Source organism: Rhodococcus wratislaviensis, assembly GCF_900455735.1.
Lineage (GTDB): Bacteria > Actinomycetota > Actinomycetes > Mycobacteriales > Mycobacteriaceae > Rhodococcus_F > Rhodococcus_F wratislaviensis.
This window is the reverse complement of record NZ_UAUI01000024.1, coordinates 282,501-300,928: the sequence shown is the minus strand read 5'-3', so window position 1 is coordinate 300,928 and position 18,428 is coordinate 282,501. Positions and strand designations below refer to the sequence as shown.

The following is an 18,428-nucleotide window of genomic DNA, read 5'->3' as shown; positions in this document are numbered from 1 at the left end:
GGGACGCGGCGGCGGCGATCAGACGGTCGGTTTCACCATCGCCAGGGCGAGGTCGGCGTAGCGCTCGGCGAGTTCCTCGGGCTTCAGCGGACCGTCGGCGTGCCACCACGTGCACACCGATTGACCCATGTTGATGATGCCGCGGACGGCGTCCCGCGGGAATTCGGTCGCGAAGTCGCCCTCCTCGACACCACGCTCGACGACGTCGCGGAAGAGGTGCTCCTGCTCGTCGCGGAGGGCGACGACGAGCCGGCGGCCGGCGTCGTCGAGGCTGCGTATCTCGGTGGCACCGACCATTGCGTCCAGCTGCCGGGTGGTGTGGAACATGACCCACGCCCGCATCAGCGCCTGCAGCTGGTCGGCGGGGGCGCCCCCCGAGCGGAGCAGCGCACCGCGGGTCATCGCGATGGCGTCGTGGAGTGCGCGCACCATGATGTCCTGCAGGATCTCCTGCTTCGACGCGAAGTGGTGGTAGATCGAGGCGACGGTGATGTCGGCGCCGCGGGCGATGTCGCGCATGGACGTGCCGTGATAGCCGCGTTCGTTCATGTTGGCCACCGCGGAGTCGAGGATCACCTGCCGCCCGGTACCCGTTGCCACGGCGGCCACCTTTGCAGCGCACATCCCTCGGTCTCCGTCCCCGCTCCGATCGTCACACGACCACTCCAGGGTAGTGGGTCCCGTCACAGAACCCGCTCTAGCGATCGTTCGGTAACAATGTCATGCTGGGGCGGTGGATCACATCGGACTCGCCGTCGCGGACGGCATCGCGACGATCACCTTGAACCGGCCCGACCAGCTCAACGCGTTCACCACCACCATGGAGAACGAGCTGATCGCCGCGTACGACCAACTCGACGCGGACGATTCCGTCCGGGCGATCGTGCTCACCGGAGCCGGACGAGCGTTCTGCGCGGGCGCAGACCTGTCGGCCGGTGCCGCCACGTTCGATCACTGGCAGGACGAGGACGAGGACGCCGAGGCCCGCCGCGACGGTGGCGGCCGCGTGGTGCTCCGGATGTTCGAATCCCGCAAACCGATCATCGCCGCGATCAACGGACCGGCTGTGGGAGTGGGCATCACGATGACCCTCGCCGCCGACTTCCGTCTCGCCGCCGACGACGCCCGCATCGGATTCGTCTTCAACCGCCGCGGCATCGTCCCCGAATCCTGCTCGACCTGGTTCCTGCCGCGCCTCGTCCCCCTGCAGACGGCCCTCGACTGGGTCTACTCCGGCCGGGTGTTCCCTGCCACGGAAGCGTTCGACGCCGGCCTCGTGTACAAGTTGTACCCGCGTGAATCCCTGCTCGACGAGGCGTACGCGCTGGCCCGAAGCCTGACCGAGCACTCCGCCCCGGTGTCGGTGGCGCTGTCGCGCCAGATGATGTGGCGGGCACTCGGCGCCGAGCATCCGATGATCGCGCACCGGGTCGAGACACGCGGGATCAACATCCGTGGCATCGGACCGGACGCGCGCGAAGGCATCTCCGCGTTCCTCGAGAAACGGCCCGCCGTGTTCCCCGACAGCGTGCGCGACGACCTGCCCGACGTGTTCGGCGAAGACCTCCCGACCCCGGCGTTCCGCGGATGACCGCCGAACTGCCGGCCCGCCCCGGCGTCGTCGAGCGCTGGCACCACGTCGTCGAACATTGCGACCTCGCCGCCCTCGACGCCCTGATCGCGGACGACGCCGTGTTCTCCTCACCCGCGGTGTTCACTCCACAGGAAGGGAAGGCGAAGGTCCTCGCGTACCTCCGCGCCGCCCTGACCGTCTTCGACGGCACCGGTTTCCACTACGTCGAGGAGTGGTACGGCGACCGTTCGGCGGTCCTGGAATTCGCCACCGAACTCGACGGCATCCACGTCAACGGCATCGACCTCGTCCACTGGAACGACCGCGACCAGATCACGTCGTTCAAGGTGATGGTCCGTCCCGTGAAAGGCCTGCAGGCGCTCATCCCGCTGATGGCCGCCCAGCTCTCCCCGTCGTAAACCACTGCATCAAGGAGAAATTCATGAGCCTGCCCCCCATCCTGCAAGACCGGCTTCGCCTGCCTGTGGTCGCGTCGCCGATGTTCATCGTCTCGGGTCCCGACCTGGTGATCGCCCAGTCGACGTCGGGTATCGTCGGCTCCTTCCCCTCCCTGAATGCCCGCCCGCAGCCCGTCTTGCGTGAATGGCTCACCCGTATCACCGAAGCCCTCGCCAAGCACGACGCCAACAACCCCGAGACACCGTCCGCGCCCTACGCGGTCAACCTGATCGTCCACAAGAGCAACGACCGCCTCGACGAGGACCTCGCGACCATCGTCGAGTTCGAGGTCCCGATCGTCATCACATCCCTCGGCGCCCGCGCCGACGTCAACGAGGCCATCCACAGCTACGGCGGCATCGTTCTCCACGACGTCATCAACAACAAGTTCGCGAAGAAGGCCGTGGAGAAGGGCGCCGACGGCCTCATCGCCGTCGCGGCCGGCGCCGGTGGACACGCGGGCACCCTGTCGCCGTTCGCGTTGATCCAGGAGATCCGCGAGTGGTTCGACGGACCGGTCCTGTTGTCGGGGTCCATCGCCCACGGCCGCTCGGTCCTCGCCGCACAGGCCGCAGGCGCCGACCTCGCCTACATCGGCTCCGCGTTCATCGCCACCGAGGAGGCCAACGCGGACCAGCGGTACAAGCAGATGATCGTCGACTCCACCGCGTCCGACATCGTCTACTCCAACCTGTTCACCGGTGTGCACGGCAACTACCTGCGCGGCAGCATCGAGGCCGCCGGACTCGACCCGCACAACCTCGCCGTGTCGGACCCGTCCGCCATGGACTTCGGTGTCGGCGAGGACGCGGACACTGCCGCGAAGTCGGAGGCCAAGCCCTGGCGCGACATCTGGGGCGCCGGACAGGGTATCGGCGCCGTCGACGCCGTCGTCCCGGCAGCGGAGATCGTCGAGCGCCTCACCCGTGAATACGGTGACGCGCGGGCTCGCCTGCTCTAGACGCTTCGCGCCCGTGCGCGGTTAAGGAGTCCAGAGACTCGTCAACCACGCACGGGCGGCGGAGCCGCCTATCCTGCCGCGATATCGCGCCCGATGATTTCCTTCATGATCTCGGTGGTGCCGCCGTAGATCGTCTGGATCCGGCTGTCGACGTACGCGCGGCCGATGGGGTACTCCATCATGTAGCCGTAGCCGCCGTGCAACTGGACGCAGCGGTCGACGACACGCTTCTGCAGCTCACTGGCCCACCACTTGCCCTTCGACGCGTCGACGGCGGTGAGTTCGTCCGCGTTCAACGCGAGTACGCACCGGTCGATGTGCGATTCGGTCACCTCGATCTCGGTGAGCATCTCCGCGAGCGCGAACCGGGTGTTCTGCAGATCGCCGATCGGCTTGCCGAACGCCTTGCGCTCGAACACGTAGTCCCTGGTCCACCGATACGCGGCCTTCGCTGCGGCGATCGCGTTGACCGCGATTGAAATGCGTTCGAGGGGCAGGTTTTCCATGAGATGGACGAATCCGCGACCCTCGGTGCCGAGCAGATTGGTGGCGGGTACCCGCACGTCCTCGAACACGAGCTCGGCCGTGTCCTGACCGGCCAGGCCCACCTTGTGCAGCTTGCGGCCACGGCTGAAGCCGGGCGTGCCCCGCTCCACGACGAGCAGGGAGAAGCCCTTGGAACCGGCGTTCGGGTCGGTGCGCGCGACGACGATGACGAGGTCGGAGTGAATGCCGTTGGTGATGAACGTCTTCTGGCCGTTGATCACCCACTCGTCGCCGTCGCGCACGGCGGTGGTCTTCACGCCCTGCAGGTCGCTGCCGGCACCGGGCTCGGTCATCGCGATCGCGCCGATCAGCTCGCCCGCGGCCATGCCGGGCAGCCACCGCTGCTTCTGCTCGTCGGTGCCGAGGTTCGCGATGTACGGGATGGCAATGTCGTCCTGGAGGGACAGTCCCGAACCGAACGACGTCGTCGCGGTGCGGGCGATCTCCTCGGCGACGACGTACCGGAACCGGTAGTCGGTGACGCCTGAGCCACCGAACTCCTCGGGTACACCGAGTCCGACGATCCCGGACTTGCCGGCCGCCAGCCATGCCGAGCGGTCGATGAGCCGCTCGGATTCCCACCGTTCGTAGTTCGGCTCGATCTCGCGGGCGAGGAACTCGCGCACGGTCTCCCGGTACGCTTCGTGGTCCTTGTCGAAAAGGGTGCGCTGCATGGTCTCTCCTTGTCGCCGGGACGAGCTCGTCCGGCTCGGTGGACCCGGCGCGATGTCAGTGGGCGGGTTGATACCCGACGGTGTGTAGGGCGATGTCGACGTAGCGGTCGGCGACCTGCTCGGGGGTCAGTGCCCCGCCCGGCTGGTACCAGCGTGGAATGGACTGGCACATCCCGAGGAGGGCGCGCACGGTCTCGGGGACGTCCCCACTGTGGAACACGTCGCGGGCGACGCAGTCGGCGACGAGGTCGACCAACATCAATTCGAGCCGCTTGCGGGACGCGGCGTAGCGGCTGCGGCTGTCGGCCGAGACGTGCCGCAACTCGGTGTCGAGGGAGACGTGCCGCACCCGGTACGTCATGTACAGGACGATCGCCTCGACGACGTTGGAGAATTGCGCCACCGCGTCGTCGCCGGCCTCGCGGGCGGCTGCCTCGGCACGGTCGTTCAGCTCGCGCATCTGCATTTCGAACAGGGCCACGAGAACGGCTTCCTTGCTCTCGTGGTGGTAATACAGGGCGGGAACGGTCACCCCGACACGACGGGCGATCTGCCGCACCGTCGTGCCGTGGTAACCGTTCTCGTTGAACAGATCCAGTGCCTGCTCGAGGATGGGCGTCAGCGGCAGGGCCTCGAACGTCCGCCAGTCGGCGTACACCGGCTCCGTCACGGTCGGCCCGTCCTCGCGCAGCGTCACAGTTCGCCGATCAGCGCGGTGCCATGCGGATGGCGCCGTCGAGACGGATGGTCTCGCCGTTGAGCATCGGGTTGCTGACGATGTGCGCGGCGAGCGCGCCGTACTCGGACGGGTCGCCGAGACGCGAGGGGTGCGGAACCTGACCGCCGAGCGACTGCTGCGCCGCCTCCGGCAGGGAGCCGAGCAGCGGCGTCTTGAACAGGCCGGGCGCGATGGTGTTGACGCGGATCAGCAGCGACGCGAGGTCGCGGGCGATCGGCAGGGTCATGCCGACGACGCCGCCCTTGGACGCGGAGTACGCGGCCTGACCGATCTGGCCCTCGTATGCGGCGACGGAGGCGGTGTTGATGATGACGCCGCGCTCGCCGTCGATCGGCTCGTTCTTCGAGATGCGCTCGGCAGCAAGGCGGATCACGTTGAACGTGCCGATCAGGTTGACGGTGACGATCTTGGTGAAGTCGGCCAGCGGGAACGCGCCGTTCTTGCTCACGGTCTTGATGGCGTTGCCGATGCCGGCGCAGTTCACGGCGACACGCAGCGGTCCGAGCGACTCCGCGACATCGAGTGCGGCGGACACGTCGGCCTCGCTGGTGACGTCGCCGGCAGCGAAGCGCACGCGGTCGCCGAGTTCCTTGGCGACGGTTTCACCGTTGGACGAGGGCAGGTCGATGATGACGACGCTGGCGCCGTCGGCGAGCAGGGCCTTGGTGGTGGCCAGGCCGAGGCCCGAGGCACCGCCGGTGACGAGTGCGACGCTGTCGTTGACGATCATGTCTATACCTTTCGGAAGCAGGATTTTTCGGGGAAGTGGGTCAGATGCGTTCGATGATGGTGGCGTTGGCCATGCCCGCGCCCTCACACATGGTCTGCAGGCCGTAGCGTCCGCCGGTGGCCTCGAGGTTGTTGACCAGGGTGCTCAGCAGGCGGGTGCCCGACGAACCGAGTGCGTGCCCGAGCGCGATGGCGCCGCCCCACGGGTTGAGCTTGGCCGGGTCGGCCCCGAACTCGTGCGCCCACGCCAGCGGCACCGGCGCGAACGCCTCGTTGACCTCGTAGGCGTCGATGTCGTCGATGCTCAGCCCCGACTTCGCGAGGATCTTCTTGGTCGCCGGGATCGGCGCGGTGAGCATGAAGACCGGGTCGTCACCGGCGACGGCGAACGAGTGGAACCGTGCCCGCGGGGTCAGGCCCAGCTTCGAGGCCATCTCCTCGCTCATGATCAGCGCCGCGGACGCGCCGTCGGTCAGCGGCGACGAGTTCCCGGGCGTGATGTGCCACTGTGCCTCGGGGAACCGGGCCGCGTACTTCTCGGAGTAGAACGACGACTTCAGCCCGGACAGACCCTCGGCGGTGGTGGAGGCGCGCACGGTCTCGTCGGCGGTGTGCGTCACCGTCTCACCGGCAGCGTTGGTGACCGAGATCGGGACGATCTCCTTGTCGAACAACCCCTTCGACAAGGCGTCGGCGGCACGCTGGTGCGACTGCGCGGAGAAACTGTCGAGGGTGTCGCGGTCGAACTTCCACTTGGCGGCGATCAGTTCGGCGGAGATGCCCTGGTTGACGAGTCCCTCGGGGTAGCGGGCGGCGATACCCGGGCCGGACGCGTCCTGACCGATGGTCGTCGTGCCCATCGGAACACGGGACATCGACTCCACACCGCAGGCGATCACGATGTCGTAGGCACCGGCGATCACGCCCTGCGCGGCGAAGTGCGCCGCCTGCTGGCTCGAGCCGCACTGGCGGTCGACGGTGGTGGCCGGAACCGAATCCGGGAATCCCGCCGACAGCACCGCGGTCCGGGAGATGTTGAGGGCCTGCTCGCCTGCCTGCCCGACGCAGCCGCCGATGACGTCGTCGACCTGGGCGGGGTCGATGCCGTTGCGTTCGACGATGCTGCGCAGCACGTGCGCGAGCAATTCGACCGGGTGCGTACCGGACAGCGCGCCGCCCGGCTTGCCCTTGCCGGAGGCGAGGCGGACGACGTCCACGATGACAGCGTTGGTCATGATGTTCCCTTTCGAGGAGGAGAGAGTGTGCGGCTGCGCCGCCCGTGAGTACTTGTTAACCGCCCGCGGTTAACAAGTACTCACGGGTCAGCGGCCCTGCCAGACCGGCTGGCGCTTCTCGGCGAAGGCCGTCGGGCCTTCCTTGGCGTCGGCGCTGGTGAAGATGGTGGCGATGGCGGCGTTGTTCGCCTCCCATGCCCGGTCGCCCCAGTCGGGTTCGGTTGCGGTGCGGTGGATCATGGCCTTCGATTCGCGCACCGACAGCGGAGCGTTCGCGGCGATCTGCTCGGCGAGTTCGAGCGCGACGTCGAGGGCGGTGCCCGCCGGGGCGACCCGGTTGACCAGGCCCAGTTCCTTGCCCTGCGCCGCGGTGATCGGTTCGCCGGTGAGCGCGATCTCCAGCGCGACCTTCTTCGGGATCTGCTGCTGCAGGCGGATGACGCCGCCGGCGGCGGCGAACAGTCCGCGCTTGACCTCGGGTAATCCGAGTTTCGCTTCCTCGTCCACGACAGCGAGGTCACTGGCGAGCACCAGTTCGGTGCCGCCGCCGAGGGCGAAGCCGTTGACAGCGGCGATGGTCGGCTTGCTGATCCAGTGCTGCGCGTATCCGGCGAAGCCCCATTCGGGGTGACCCTCCGCAGCGATGTTCCCGCCCGTGGAGAGGGCCTTGAGGTCGGCGCCGGCGCAGAACGCGCGGCCGGACCCGGTCACGACGACCACCCGTACGTCGGGGTCGTTCTCGGCCTGCTCGAGCAGATTGCCCACTGCGGTCGACAACGCGCCGTTCACCGCATTGAGCGCTTCGGGGCGGTTCAGCGTGATGATGCCGATGCCTCCGCGCCGCTCCCACAGTGCGGCTGCCTCCGTCGTCTCCGTCTGTTCTGGCACGTCTCGTCCTCCGCCTCGCCATGATTACTGATCGCTCGTTAAAGTTAGTACCACGGCGTCACCGACACGGTCAATGGTCGAATTTATCTAGCGCCCGTTCAGTTGCGTCTGGTATGGATATTCAGGGACCGACGGAGGAGATCACCACGTGTATGCCCAGCAATTGACCACCGCGTCCGGCCCCGCCGGAGTGCAGCTCGCCGAGATCGACGAACCCGACGGAACCGGCCTCGTCGTCGTGGACCTGCACACCGCCGGAGTCTCGTTTCCCGACCTGCTGCAGACCACCGGCAGCTACCAGATCGTCCGCGAACTGCCGTTCGTGCTCGGAGTCGAGGGCGCGGGCGTCGTCCGTAGCGCACCGGCGGACAGCGGCCTCCGGGCCGGACAGCGGGTGGCCGTCCTCGCGTCGGACGGAGCGTGGCAGCAGACCGTCGCGGTGGAGCCGGACTCGGTGTTCCCGCTGCCCGATTCGGTGTCGCTCGAAGCCGGGGCGGGCTTCCTGATGAACTACCTGACCGTGCACTTCGCCCTCGACGAGCGGGCCCGCTACCGCACCGGTGAGACCGTGCTGGTGCACGGGGCCGCGGGCGGTGTCGGGGTGGCCGCACTGCAGGTCGCGGCCGCGCTGGGGCTCGAGACGATCGCCGTGGTCAGCACCGAGGAGAAGGCCGGCATCGCGAAGGCGAACCGCGCCGATCACGTCGTCCTCGTGGACGGCTGGAAGGACCGGGTTCGCGACCTCACCGGAGGCCGCGGAGTCGACATCATCCTCGACCCGGTCGGCGGCGACCGTTTCACCGACAGCCTGCGCAGCCTCGCTCCCAACGGGCGACTCGTCGTCCTCGGCTTCACCGGCGGCGAGATCCCCACCGTCAAGGTCAATCGCCTTCTCCTGCGAAATATCTCGGTACTCGGCGCGGGCTGGGGCGAGTACGCGCGCACCAACCCCGGCTACACGAACCGGCAGTGGGCCGCCCTGAGCCCACTCGTCGAATCCGGGGCACTTCGAATCACCGAACCCACCGTCTACTCGTTCGAGCACGCCGTCGACGCACTGCGGACGCTCGAAACCCGGTCCGCCACCGGCAAGATCGCACTCTCCGTCCGCCCTTCCTGACAAAGGATCCCCATGAGCTCCGACATTCCCGGTGTGGACACGACCGTCGACGACGGCGTCCTCCGCGTCACCCTCGACCGTCCCGCTCGCATGAACGCGGTCACCACCGAAACCCTGGACGCCGTCAGCGATGCTTTCGACAAGCATGCGGGCGACGCGGAGGTCCGGGCCGCCGTCCTCACCGGCGCCGGCCGCGCGTTCTGCACGGGCGCGGACCTGGGTGGCGAGACGACGTCCGGTCCGCCGTCGGCCGCGACGATCGACGCCGCAAACCGGACGGCGGCCACGATTCGCACGTTCCCCCGGCCCGTGATCGGCGCGGTCAACGGTCCCGCCGCCGGCGTCGGCGTCTCCCTCGCCCTGGCCTGCGATCTCACGATCGCCACCGAGTCGAGCTATTTCCTGCTCGCGTTCACGAAGGTCGGCCTGATGCCGGACGGTGGTGCCACCGCACTCGTGGCCGCGTCGATCGGCCGCGCCCGCGCACTGAAGATGGCACTTCTGGCCGAACGACTGCCTGCACGTGAGGCTCTCGCGGCCGGATTGATCGCCGACGTGTACCCCGACGACGAGTTCGCCGCGACCGTCGACGCCCTCGCGCGACGTCTCGCCGACGGACCGTCGGAGGCGTTCCACTTCACCAAGGACGCGGTCAACGACGCCACCCTCGTCGAACTCGACAACGCGTTCGCCCGCGAGCGCACGGGTCAGCTCGACCTCCTCGCCGCCCCCGACTTCCGGGAGGGCGTCGCGGCGTTCCTGGAGAAGCGACCGGCCGTGTTCGGCCACGGCTGAGGACATCCCCGATGACAGCGACGACGAACGCTCAGCCCTTCGCCGCCCGGCGCATCCACTGGGCCAATCATGTTGCCCGGCACGCCTTCGCGAAACCCGATGCCGTGGCGCTCCGGTTCCGGGGCACCTCGACCACCTGGCGTGAGCTCGAGGACCGCAGCGCGCGGACCGCGGCGGTCCTCGCCGCCCGCGGTGTCGGCCGTGGCGACCGCATCGTGCTGCTGCTGACCAACCGCCCCGAGTTCCTCGAGGTGATGCTGGCCGCGACTCGCCTGGGTGCGATCGCGGTCCCGGTGAATTTCCGGCTCAGCCCCGGCGAGGTGCGGTTCATCGTCGCCGACAGCGACGCCACCGTCGTGGTCGTCGAGGATTCACTCACCGGTCTCGCCGCGGAGGTCGACGACAGCGTGCCGGTTCTCGTGGTCGGCGACGCCTCCGACGACGTCTCGCTCGAGACGCAGGTGCGCGCAGCCGATCCCGACGTCCCGATCGCGGACGTGGCGGAAGACTCCCCCGCCGCCATCATGTACACGTCCGGCACCACCGGGCGTCCGAAGGGCGCGGTGCTGTCGCACCTCAATCTGCAGGCGCAGGCGCTGACCCTCATCCGGGGATGGCGACTGTTCGACACCGAGTCCGAGGTCAACCTGGTCTCGTCCCCGCTGTTCCACATCGCAGCCCTCGGCAGCGTCGGGCCGTTCCTGCTGATCGGCGCCACCATCGTGATCCACCCGACCGGTGCGTTCGATGCGACCGAGCTACTCGACACGCTCGAGCGTGAGCGTGTGACCAGCGTGTTCATGGTGCCCACCCAGTGGCAGGCCATCCTCGACGACGCCGGCCCCGAGGGGCGGGATCTGGCCCTGCGAGTGCTGGGCTGGGGAGCCGCGCCCGCCACCCCGACACTCCTCGACCGCTTGTACAGCGCCTTCCCCGACGCCGCGATCGTCGCCTTCTTCGGGCAGACCGAGATGTCCCCGGTGACGTGCATGCTCGACGGCAAGGACGCCGTGCGCAAGATCGGGTCGGTCGGGAAACCGATCGACACCGTGGCGATGCGCGTGGTCGACGAGGCGATGAACGACGTGGCGCAGGGCGAGATCGGTGAGATCGTCTACCGTGGGCCGGGACTCATGGAGGGGTACTGGCGGAACCCCGAGGCCACCGCGGACGCGTTCGACGGCGGCTGGTTCCACTCCGGCGACCTCGTGCGGGTGGACTCGGACGGGTTCGTGTACGTGGTGGACCGCAAGAAGGACATGATCATCTCGGGTGGGGAGAACATCTACTGCGCCGAGGTCGAGAATGCCCTGGCCACCCACCCGGACATCCTGGACGTCGCCGTGATCGGGCGGCCCGACGAGCGCTGGGGTGAGGTTCCTGTCGCGGTCGTCGTCCCGCGGGCCGGGGCGGCGCTCGAGGTCGATGCCCTCGCGGACTGGCTCGACGGCCGGGTCGCCCGCTACAAGCGGCCCAAGTTCGTCGAGGTCCTTCCCCAACTGCCCCGCAACGCCAGCGGCAAGGTTGTCAAAGGTGTTCTGCGCGAACAGTTCGGCGCGGTGAGTAGCTAGGGCGGTGGACGGAGACGGCGGACGAGGAAGTCGGTCTCGTCCGCGACCACCCGCTCGAAGAGCTCGCCGAAGTAGGGGTCGAAATGACCGCCCGGGTACACGTGCACCTCGGCGCCCGGGGTCTTGGCCGCGGCCTTCTGCGCGGTGCGGGTGAACGTGACGACGTCGTGGTCGGCGATGGCGAAGTAGACGGGGCAGGCGATCTTCGCGACCGTCCTCGTCGGCCGGTACAGCGCCGCCTGCAACGCCACCCGCCCCGGTGTTTCGTTGCGCCACGTCGAATCGGGCGGATCCATCCCGTGGTATCCCGCCTCCGCGTCGGGTGTGGTCATGGCCGCGAACGAGCCCGGTGGCCCGACGACGGGGAACATGTACGGCGGCCGGTGCCGCAGCTGGGCATACCGGTCCCGCAGGTAGGCGACCGCCATGCGACCGAGCCCGGCAATGCCGAGTCGGGGAAGGTTCGTCAGACCGTCGACGTACGGAACCTGCGACACGACCGCGGCCACCCGCCGGTCCCGCGCCGCCGCCGTCAGGACGAGTCCGCCGGACAGTGACGTTCCCCAGAGCGCGACCCGGCTGGGGTCGATGTCCGGACGGCTGCGCACGAACGCGACGGCGCTGTCCCAGTCGTCGAGTTGGCTGTCGATGTCGAGCAGTTGGCGGGGTTCGCCCTCGCTGGCGCCGAAGTAGCGGTAGTCGAACACCAGCGCCGTGACTCCGGCGGCCGCGAACCGTTCCGCGAACGCGTCGAGTCTCTGTTCGCGTACCCCGCTCCAGCCGTGCGCTAGCACCACACAGGGTGCTGCCGTGTGGGTTTCGGAATGGCGCCGGTACAGCCACGCGGCGCAGCGCTGTCCCCGCGAGGAGAACCATACGTCCTCACGGCGGACGTCAGGGCACGACCGACCAGCTTCGACGGGTGTCGGCCGAGGATTCATGGGAGACGCCTCCGAGAGGTGTGGACACCGTTCAGTCTCGGGCCCTGCGCGCGGCGGCGACAGCCACCCTAGGGTGAAGAATCGGCACCCCTGGGTGGAAAATCAGCTCTCGAGGGCGACTTTCATGCGCTCGAGGGTCTGCCGCATCCCGTCCTGCATCAGTTGGTCGCGGTCGCTGCCCAGCACCTTCGACTTCTGCACCAGCCGCACCCACCACACGGGAGTCGCGTAGATCTCCCGGGTCTCGGTGACGAGCGTGCCGGAACCGGAGGGTTCGAGGTGATACGTCCAGCGCGCCTTCGGCTCGTCCGCCTCGAACGAAAACTTTTGTTCCGAAATCACATCCACGACGGTGCAGTGCGTCTTCCAGCGGACCGGTCCGTGCCGGTTGGCGCCGACGAACCGCGCCCCCACCGTCGCGGGCGTGCCCGACGTCCAGCGCGCTCCGGTGTTCTCGGGGCTGAACCGGCCCATGCCCTCCATGTCGGTCACCACGTCCCACACCGTGCCGGGCGGGACGTCGATCAGGATGCTCGCGCGGTCCACGTCTAGCGGCCCGGAATCCACTGCAGCGCCTTCACGAAAGGCGGCATGATCTTGGCCCACACCTTCGGTGACAGTCCCCGCGGACCGCCGAGGTTGAGGATGCGGGTGGTGGCGATGGTCTGCGGTTCGGTGTACTTGAGGAGCCCGTCGTCGCCGTGGCGGCGCCCGACACCGGACACTCCCATGCCGCCCATCGGCGCACCGGTGCTGCCCCAGGCCGGGGCGTAACCCTCGTCGACGTTGACGGTTCCGGCGTGGATCCGTGCGGCGATGGCCTCGCCCTCCGCCTTGGTTCCCGCCCACACGCTGGCGTTCAGGCCGTACTCCGTGTCGTTGGCGCGTTCGATCGCCTCGTCCACGTCGGCGACGGGGTAGATCGAGACCAGCGGTCCGAACGTCTCGTCGCGGTAGCACTCGGCGTCCTCGGGGACACCGGTCAGAACGGTCGGCTCGTAGAACAGGGGTCCGAGGTCGGGGCGCGCCTTGCCGCCGGCGACCACGGTGGCGCCCTTGACGACGGCGTCGTCGACGTGGCTGGACACGGCCTTGACCTGCGCCTCGGAGACGAGACTGCCCATTTCGATGCCGAAGTCGTAGCCGGCGCCGAGCTTCATGTTGCGGACGCGTTCCCCGAACATCCGGGTGAATTCGGGTGCGATGGACTCCTCGACGTAGATCCGCTCGATCGAGATGCACAGCTGCCCGGAGTTGGAGTAGCAGGCGCGGACGGCGGCGTCGGTGACCTCACGGAGGTTCGCGCCTGCGGTGACGATCATCGGGTTCTTGCCGCCGAGTTCGGCGGAGAAGCCGATGAGACGGCGACCGGCCTGCTCGGCGAGGAGCTGACCCGTGGCCGAGGACCCGGTGAACATCAGGTACTCGGTGTTCTCGACGAGGGCGGTGCCGACCACCGAGCCCGGTCCGGGGACGACGGCGAACAGGTCGCGCGGCAGCCCCGCCTGGTACAGCAGGTCGACGCAGGCCAGCGCGCAGTACGGGGTCTGGCTGTCGGGCTTGAGGACAACGGCGTTGCCGGCGAGGAGCGCGGCCACGGCGTCGGACACCGCGAGGGTCATGGGGTAGTTCCACGGCGAGATGACGCCGACGACGCCCTTCGGCTGGTACCGCACGACCGTCTTGGTGAGACCGGGCAACATGCCGGACATGCGGCGGGGACGCAGCAGCTTGGGGGCGACGCGCGCGTAGTGGCGGGCGGTCATCGAGATGTCGAGGATCTCCTCCTGCGCGGCGGCGCGGGACTTGCCCGTCTCGGCCTGAGCCATGTCCATCAGGGCGTCGCGGTTCTCGAGCACCAGGTCGCGGTACCGGTGGAAGATCGCGGCGCGTTCGGTGACGGGACGCTTGGCCCATTCCTTCTGCGCCACCCGGGCGCGTGCGATCGCGTCCTTGGCGTCCTGAGCGGTACCGACCGGGACGGTGGCCAGTTCCTTACCCGTGAACGCCTCGACGACGGACCGCGTCGGGCGATCCGCCGCATCCGGGATGGCGATGAGGTCGGCGAGCCGCGCGAACGTGGCGGCGGTCGGAACAGGCATTTCGTACCCCTACTGGTTAGTAGTTTTTGCGGTTACACATAACTTACCTGCTTGGTGTGCCAAGTCACAGGGGTGGATGGGCTAATGCCGGTCTTCGAGCCCGACGGCCTCCCGCAACTTCTCCTCTGCCTTCTTCAGCTCCGGGTTGTCCTGGGCGGAGGAATCGAGCAGGGCGGCGAGCGCCTCGGCGATGACATTCAGTTTCTCCTGCAGAGCCTCCGTGGCGCGGCGGCTGGCATTCTCGAGCAGAACCACGAGAAGCAACGTGAAGACGGCACCGGCGGTGTGGATGGCGATCTGCCACTCGTGGAGGTCCTTCCAGAGCGGGATGCTGACGACCCACAGCGCGACGACTCCCGCACAGATCCCGAAGAACGGCGCCTGGCTGACCCGGAGTTCGATCTGCTCGACGAACCTGTCGAACGCCGAACGCTGATCGGTGGGCTGCTGACGTGCAGCCTTCGCGTTGCGCACCATCTTCGGAGTCTAGGCGCAGCCACCACTCCCGATATGCCCGTTTCACCCGAGTCGCCTCGATGACGGTGCCGAGGGAGACGACTCAGCTGCCGTCGCAGTGGAGCGCCATCCGGGCCGCGCTCGGCGCGGTCCGCCGAGTACCAAGCCCCGTTCCGCCGAGTGCCGCGCCCGGTTTCATCGTGGAGTGCGGGGGTCCGGAGGCTGCGGCACCAGTGCGTACTACTCGAAGTGCGCGGATGCGCGTGCCGCTGGTGCGCCGCCGCTCGTAGCGGCGTCGGGTGAAGCCGGTGCCTGAAGTTGCGGGACTCCCCGTAGCCTCGCCGGCGCAGGAAGTCTGCCTGGCCCAGCGGTTCGCGTCGGCTGGGAAGAGATGAGTGACCTTCAAGTCGTCGACGCGACCCGCGACGCCTTCCGTTCGGCCATGGCCAGCGCCTACCCCGATGAGCAATCCAGCAACGCAGCCTCCGCCGGCACTCTGTACCGGTTCGTGCACGCGACGCGTCGGCATGACTTCACGCGATTGGCGGTGGCTGCCGGAATCGACCGACCGATTGACCGTCTGCCGGCGGTGCGCCGGGGCGAAAAGGCATGTGCGGCACGGGTGTTCGTGCCTAGGAATGCCGAAAGCCCCCCAACAAGGTTGGGGGGCTTTCGGTAACGGATGTTCGGCGGTGTCCTACTCTCCCACACCCTGTCGGGTGCAGTACCATCGGCGCTGGAGGGCTTAGCTTCCGGGTTCGGAATGGGACCGGGCGTTTCCCCTCCGCTATGGCCGCCGTAACTCTATGAAACTGTCACACGGAACATCAGCGAAGACACACAACAACCAGTGTTGTTGGTGGTGTTCTTCTTTCTTCTGTTCTGAAACGTGTGTGTTGTTTCAGATACTGCACAGTGGACGCGTAGCTTCTTTGTGGTAAGTCCTCGGCCTATTAGTACCAGTCACCTGCATCCGTTACCGGACTTCCAGTTCTGGCCTATCAACCCGGTGGTCTGCCGGGGGCCTTACCCCCTCGAGGGGGTGAGAAACCTCATCTTGGAACAGGCTTCCCGCTTAGATGCTTTCAGCGGTTATCCCTTCCGAACGTAGCTAACCAGCGGTGCTCCTGGTGGAACAACTGGCACACCAGAGGTTCGTCCGTCCCGGTCCTCTCGTACTAGGGACAGCCTTCCTCAAGTTTCTAACGCGCGCGGCGGATAGAGACCGAACTGTCTCACGACGTTCTAAACCCAGCTCGCGTGCCGCTTTAATGGGCGAACAGCCCAACCCTTGGGACCTACTCCAGCCCCAGGATGCGACGAGCCGACATCGAGGTGCCAAACCATCCCGTCGATATGGACTCTTGGGGAAGATCAGCCTGTTATCCCCGGGGTACCTTTTATCCGTTGAGCGACACCGCTTCCACTTGCCGGTGCCGGATCACTAGTCCCGACTTTCGTCCCTGCTCGACCTGTCAGTCTCACAGTCAAGCTCCCTTGTGCACTTGCACTCGACACCTGATTGCCAACCAGGCTGAGGGAACCTTTGGGCGCCTCCGTTACATTTTGGGAGGCAACCGCCCCAGTTAAACTACCCACCAGGCACTGTCCCTGAACCAGATCATGGTCCGAGGTTAGAGGTCCAATACGATCAGAGTGGTATTTCAACAACGACTCCACACTCACTGGCGTGAGCGCTTCACAGTCTCCCACCTATCCTACACAAACCGAACCGAACACCAATACCAAGCTGTAGTGAAGGTCCCGGGGTCTTTTCGTCCTGCCGCGCGTAACGAGCATCTTTACTCGTAATGCAATTTCGCCGAGTCTATGGTTGAGACAGCTGAGAAGTCGTTACGCCATTCGTGCAGGTCGGAACTTACCCGACAAGGAATTTCGCTACCTTAGGATGGTTATAGTTACCACCGCCGTTTACTGGGGCTTAAATTCTCAGCTTCGCCACCGAAGTGGCTAACCGGTCCTCTTAACCTTCCAGCACCGGGCAGGCGTCAGTCCGTATACATCGTCTTACGACTTCGCACGGACCTGTGTTTTTAGTAAACAGTCGCTTCTCACTGGTCTCTGCGGCCCCACCCAGCTCACACTGCAAGAGTGATCACCGGACGAGGCCCCCCTTCTCCCGAAGTTACGGGGGCATTTTGCCGAGTTCCTTAACCATAGTTATCTCGATCGCCTTAGTATTCTCTACCTGACCACCTGTGTCGGTTTGGGGTACGGGCCGTGTGAAAGCTCGCTAGAGGCTTTTCTCGGCAGCATAGGATCACTGAATTCGCCTCATTCGGCTATGCGTCACCTCTCAGGCTGTGTGAATGGCGGATTTGCCTACCATTCGCCCTACAGGCTTACACCAGTATTACCACTGACTGGCTCAGCTACCTTCCTGCGTCACCCCATCGCTTGGCTACTACCAGATCAGGTCCCATGCATCCACATCCAGGGCCCCCGAAGGGGCGTAAGGACGCTTCAGGATGGTTAGTATCACTGATTCACCAGGGGCGCGTTCACACGGGTACGGGAATATCAACCCGTTGTCCATCGGCTACGCCTGTCGGCCTCGTCTTAGGTCCCGACTCACCCTGGGCGGATTAACCTGGCCCAGGAACCCTTGGTCATTCGGCGGACGAGTTTCTCACTCGTCTTTCGCTACTCATGCCTGCATTCTCACTCGTGTGGCCTCCACGGCTGGGTCACCCCGCCGCTTCCATGGCCACACGACGCTCCCCTACCCATCCACACCACTGCCCAAGACTCCGCAGAATCAAGGGGGTGCATTGTGTGAATGCCGCAGCTTCGGTGGTGTACTTGAGCCCCGCTACATTGTCGGCGCAGGATCACTTGACCAGTGAGCTATTACGCACTCTTTCAAGGGTGGCTGCTTCTAAGCCAACCTCCTGGTTGTCTTCGCGACCCCACATCCTTTTCCACTTAGTACACGCTTAGGGACCTTAGCTGGCGATCTGGGCTGTTTCCCTCTCGACTACGAACCTTATCGCCCGCAGTCTCACTGCCGCGCTCTCACTCACCGGCATTCGGAGTTTGGCTGATTTCGGTAAGCTTGTGGGCCCCCTAGACCATCCAGTAGCTCTACCTCCGGTGAGAAACACGCGACGCTGCACCTAAATGCATTTCGGGGAGAACCAGCTATCACGGAGTTTGATTGGCCTTTCACCCCTACCCACAGCTCATCCCCTCAGTTTTCAACCTAAGTGGGTTCGGTCCTCCACGACGTCTTACCGTCGCTTCAACCTGGCCATGGGTAGATCACTCCGCTTCGGGTCTAGAACATGCCACTACAACGCCCTATTCGGACTCGCTTTCGCTACGGCTACCCCACACGGGTTAACCTCGCGACATGCCACTAACTCGCAGGCTCATTCTTCAAAAGGCACGCCATCACCCCCAGCAGCAAGCTGCTCGAAGGCTTTGACGGATTGTAAGCGCACGGTTTCAGGTACTATTTCACTCCCCTCCCGGGGTACTTTTCACCTTTCCCTCACGGTACTAGTCCGCTATCGGTCACCAGGGAGTATTCAGGCTTATCGGGTGGTCCCGACAGATTCACACCAGATTTCACGGGCCCGGTGCTACTTGGGTTTCCATCACGACAGTCATCATGTT

16 protein-coding genes and 2 rRNA genes (1 of these 18 only partly in view) are annotated in these 18,428 nt (G+C 66.4%); 6 read left to right on the top strand and 12 right to left on the bottom strand.

The features are described 5' to 3' along the window. Positions 1-18 precede the first annotated feature (18 nt). Entirely contained in the window at positions 19-624 is a 606-nt protein-coding gene (locus tag DTA22_RS27165; protein ID WP_011596490.1) for a TetR/AcrR family transcriptional regulator, read from the bottom strand. 109 nt (positions 625-733) lie between these two features. On the opposite strand from DTA22_RS27165, the gene DTA22_RS27160 reads away from it, so the two are divergent. Genes DTA22_RS27160 through DTA22_RS27150 form a run of 3 tightly spaced genes read left to right on the top strand, consistent with a single transcriptional unit; the run spans position 734 to position 2,993 of the window. Continuing rightward, entirely contained in the window at positions 734-1,591 is an 858-nt protein-coding gene (locus DTA22_RS27160) for a crotonase/enoyl-CoA hydratase family protein (RefSeq protein WP_037228377.1), read from the top strand. Further along, on the top strand, positions 1,588-1,992 hold the full coding sequence (locus DTA22_RS27155) for a nuclear transport factor 2 family protein (protein ID WP_112301531.1): 405 nt from the start codon (positions 1,588-1,590) through the stop codon (positions 1,990-1,992). The genes DTA22_RS27160 and DTA22_RS27155 overlap by 4 nt, the downstream gene beginning before the upstream one ends. A 23-nt stretch (positions 1,993-2,015) precedes the next feature. Beyond that, entirely contained in the window at positions 2,016-2,993 is a 978-nt protein-coding gene (locus tag DTA22_RS27150) for an NAD(P)H-dependent flavin oxidoreductase (RefSeq protein ID WP_037228381.1), read from the top strand. Positions 2,994-3,061: 68 nt separating this feature from the next. Here the strand turns inward: DTA22_RS27150 and DTA22_RS27145 are convergent, their stop codons facing one another. From DTA22_RS27145 to DTA22_RS27125, 5 genes are all read right to left on the bottom strand, one after another. Beyond that, positions 3,062-4,213, bottom strand: a complete 1,152-nt coding sequence (locus tag DTA22_RS27145; RefSeq protein WP_112301530.1) for an acyl-CoA dehydrogenase family protein — start codon at positions 4,211-4,213, stop codon at positions 3,062-3,064. A gap of 55 nt (positions 4,214-4,268) precedes the next feature. Continuing rightward, positions 4,269-4,910, bottom strand: coding sequence for a TetR/AcrR family transcriptional regulator (locus tag DTA22_RS27140; RefSeq protein ID WP_112301529.1), 642 nt, complete (start codon positions 4,908-4,910; stop codon positions 4,269-4,271). A gap of 10 nt (positions 4,911-4,920) precedes the next feature. Then, on the bottom strand, positions 4,921-5,682 hold the full coding sequence (locus DTA22_RS27135; RefSeq protein WP_005264856.1) for a 3-hydroxyacyl-CoA dehydrogenase: 762 nt from the start codon (positions 5,680-5,682) through the stop codon (positions 4,921-4,923). Positions 5,683-5,722: 40 nt separating this feature from the next. Beyond that, entirely contained in the window at positions 5,723-6,916 is a 1,194-nt protein-coding gene (locus DTA22_RS27130; protein WP_112301528.1) for a thiolase family protein, read from the bottom strand. Between the two features lie 87 nt (positions 6,917-7,003). Beyond that, entirely contained in the window at positions 7,004-7,804 is an 801-nt protein-coding gene (locus DTA22_RS27125) for a crotonase/enoyl-CoA hydratase family protein (protein WP_112301527.1), read from the bottom strand. A gap of 148 nt (positions 7,805-7,952) precedes the next feature. On the opposite strand from DTA22_RS27125, the gene DTA22_RS27120 reads away from it, so the two are divergent. Genes DTA22_RS27120 through DTA22_RS27110 form a run of 3 tightly spaced genes read left to right on the top strand, consistent with a single transcriptional unit; the run spans position 7,953 to position 11,290 of the window. Continuing rightward, complete coding sequence (locus DTA22_RS27120) at positions 7,953-8,924, top strand: NADPH:quinone oxidoreductase family protein (protein WP_112301526.1); 972 nt, start codon at positions 7,953-7,955, stop codon at positions 8,922-8,924. A 12-nt stretch (positions 8,925-8,936) separates the two neighbouring features. After that, positions 8,937-9,719, top strand: coding sequence for an enoyl-CoA hydratase (locus tag DTA22_RS27115; protein WP_112301525.1), 783 nt, complete (start codon positions 8,937-8,939; stop codon positions 9,717-9,719). An 11-nt stretch (positions 9,720-9,730) separates the two neighbouring features. Then, complete coding sequence (locus DTA22_RS27110; protein ID WP_112301524.1) at positions 9,731-11,290, top strand: long-chain-fatty-acid--CoA ligase; 1,560 nt, start codon at positions 9,731-9,733, stop codon at positions 11,288-11,290. Here DTA22_RS27110 and DTA22_RS27105 read toward each other — a convergent pair. The 6 genes from DTA22_RS27105 to DTA22_RS27080 all read right to left on the bottom strand — a co-directional run. Next, the gene (locus tag DTA22_RS27105; RefSeq protein ID WP_112301523.1) at positions 11,287-12,231 is read right to left on the bottom strand and encodes an alpha/beta hydrolase; all 945 of its coding nucleotides are present in this window, start codon (positions 12,229-12,231) and stop codon (positions 11,287-11,289) included. The genes DTA22_RS27110 and DTA22_RS27105 overlap by 4 nt on opposite strands. Positions 12,232-12,333: 102 nt before the next feature. Continuing rightward, on the bottom strand, positions 12,334-12,777 hold the full coding sequence (locus DTA22_RS27100; RefSeq protein ID WP_112301522.1) for an SRPBCC family protein: 444 nt from the start codon (positions 12,775-12,777) through the stop codon (positions 12,334-12,336). 2 nt (positions 12,778-12,779) lie between these two features. Beyond that, positions 12,780-14,333 carry a succinic semialdehyde dehydrogenase gene (locus DTA22_RS27095; protein ID WP_112301521.1) on the bottom strand — a complete coding sequence of 518 codons (1,554 nt, stop codon included), beginning with the start codon at positions 14,331-14,333 and terminating at the stop codon, positions 12,780-12,782. Positions 14,334-14,414: 81 nt separating this feature from the next. After that, complete coding sequence (locus DTA22_RS27090; protein ID WP_005248960.1) at positions 14,415-14,810, bottom strand: low affinity iron permease family protein; 396 nt, start codon at positions 14,808-14,810, stop codon at positions 14,415-14,417. 663 nt (positions 14,811-15,473) lie between these two features. Continuing rightward, a 5S ribosomal RNA gene (rrf, locus tag DTA22_RS27085) occupies positions 15,474-15,590 on the bottom strand. 132 nt (positions 15,591-15,722) lie between these two features. Further along, positions 15,723-18,428 (bottom strand): 23S ribosomal RNA (locus DTA22_RS27080) (it continues 429 nt past the right edge of the window).

What these genes read in the sequence shown, in the direction of transcription:
- DTA22_RS27165 (WP_011596490.1), bottom strand. Translation starts at nt 624, where the DNA reads ATGTGCGCTGCAAAGGTGGCCGCCGTGGCAACGGGTACCGGGCGGCAG.
- DTA22_RS27155 (WP_112301531.1), top strand. Translation starts at nt 1,588, where the DNA reads ATGACCGCCGAACTGCCGGCCCGCCCCGGCGTCGTCGAGCGCTGGCAC.
- DTA22_RS27150 (WP_037228381.1), top strand. Translation starts at nt 2,016, where the DNA reads ATGAGCCTGCCCCCCATCCTGCAAGACCGGCTTCGCCTGCCTGTGGTC.
- DTA22_RS27145 (WP_112301530.1), bottom strand. Translation starts at nt 4,213, where the DNA reads ATGCAGCGCACCCTTTTCGACAAGGACCACGAAGCGTACCGGGAGACC.
- DTA22_RS27135 (WP_005264856.1), bottom strand. Translation starts at nt 5,682, where the DNA reads ATGATCGTCAACGACAGCGTCGCACTCGTCACCGGCGGTGCCTCGGGC.
- DTA22_RS27130 (WP_112301528.1), bottom strand. Translation starts at nt 6,916, where the DNA reads ATGACCAACGCTGTCATCGTGGACGTCGTCCGCCTCGCCTCCGGCAAG.
- DTA22_RS27115 (WP_112301525.1), top strand. Translation starts at nt 8,937, where the DNA reads ATGAGCTCCGACATTCCCGGTGTGGACACGACCGTCGACGACGGCGTC.
- DTA22_RS27110 (WP_112301524.1), top strand. Translation starts at nt 9,731, where the DNA reads ATGACAGCGACGACGAACGCTCAGCCCTTCGCCGCCCGGCGCATCCAC.
- DTA22_RS27105 (WP_112301523.1), bottom strand. Translation starts at nt 12,231, where the DNA reads ATGAATCCTCGGCCGACACCCGTCGAAGCTGGTCGGTCGTGCCCTGAC.
- DTA22_RS27095 (WP_112301521.1), bottom strand. Translation starts at nt 14,333, where the DNA reads ATGCCTGTTCCGACCGCCGCCACGTTCGCGCGGCTCGCCGACCTCATC.
- DTA22_RS27090 (WP_005248960.1), bottom strand. Translation starts at nt 14,810, where the DNA reads ATGGTGCGCAACGCGAAGGCTGCACGTCAGCAGCCCACCGATCAGCGT.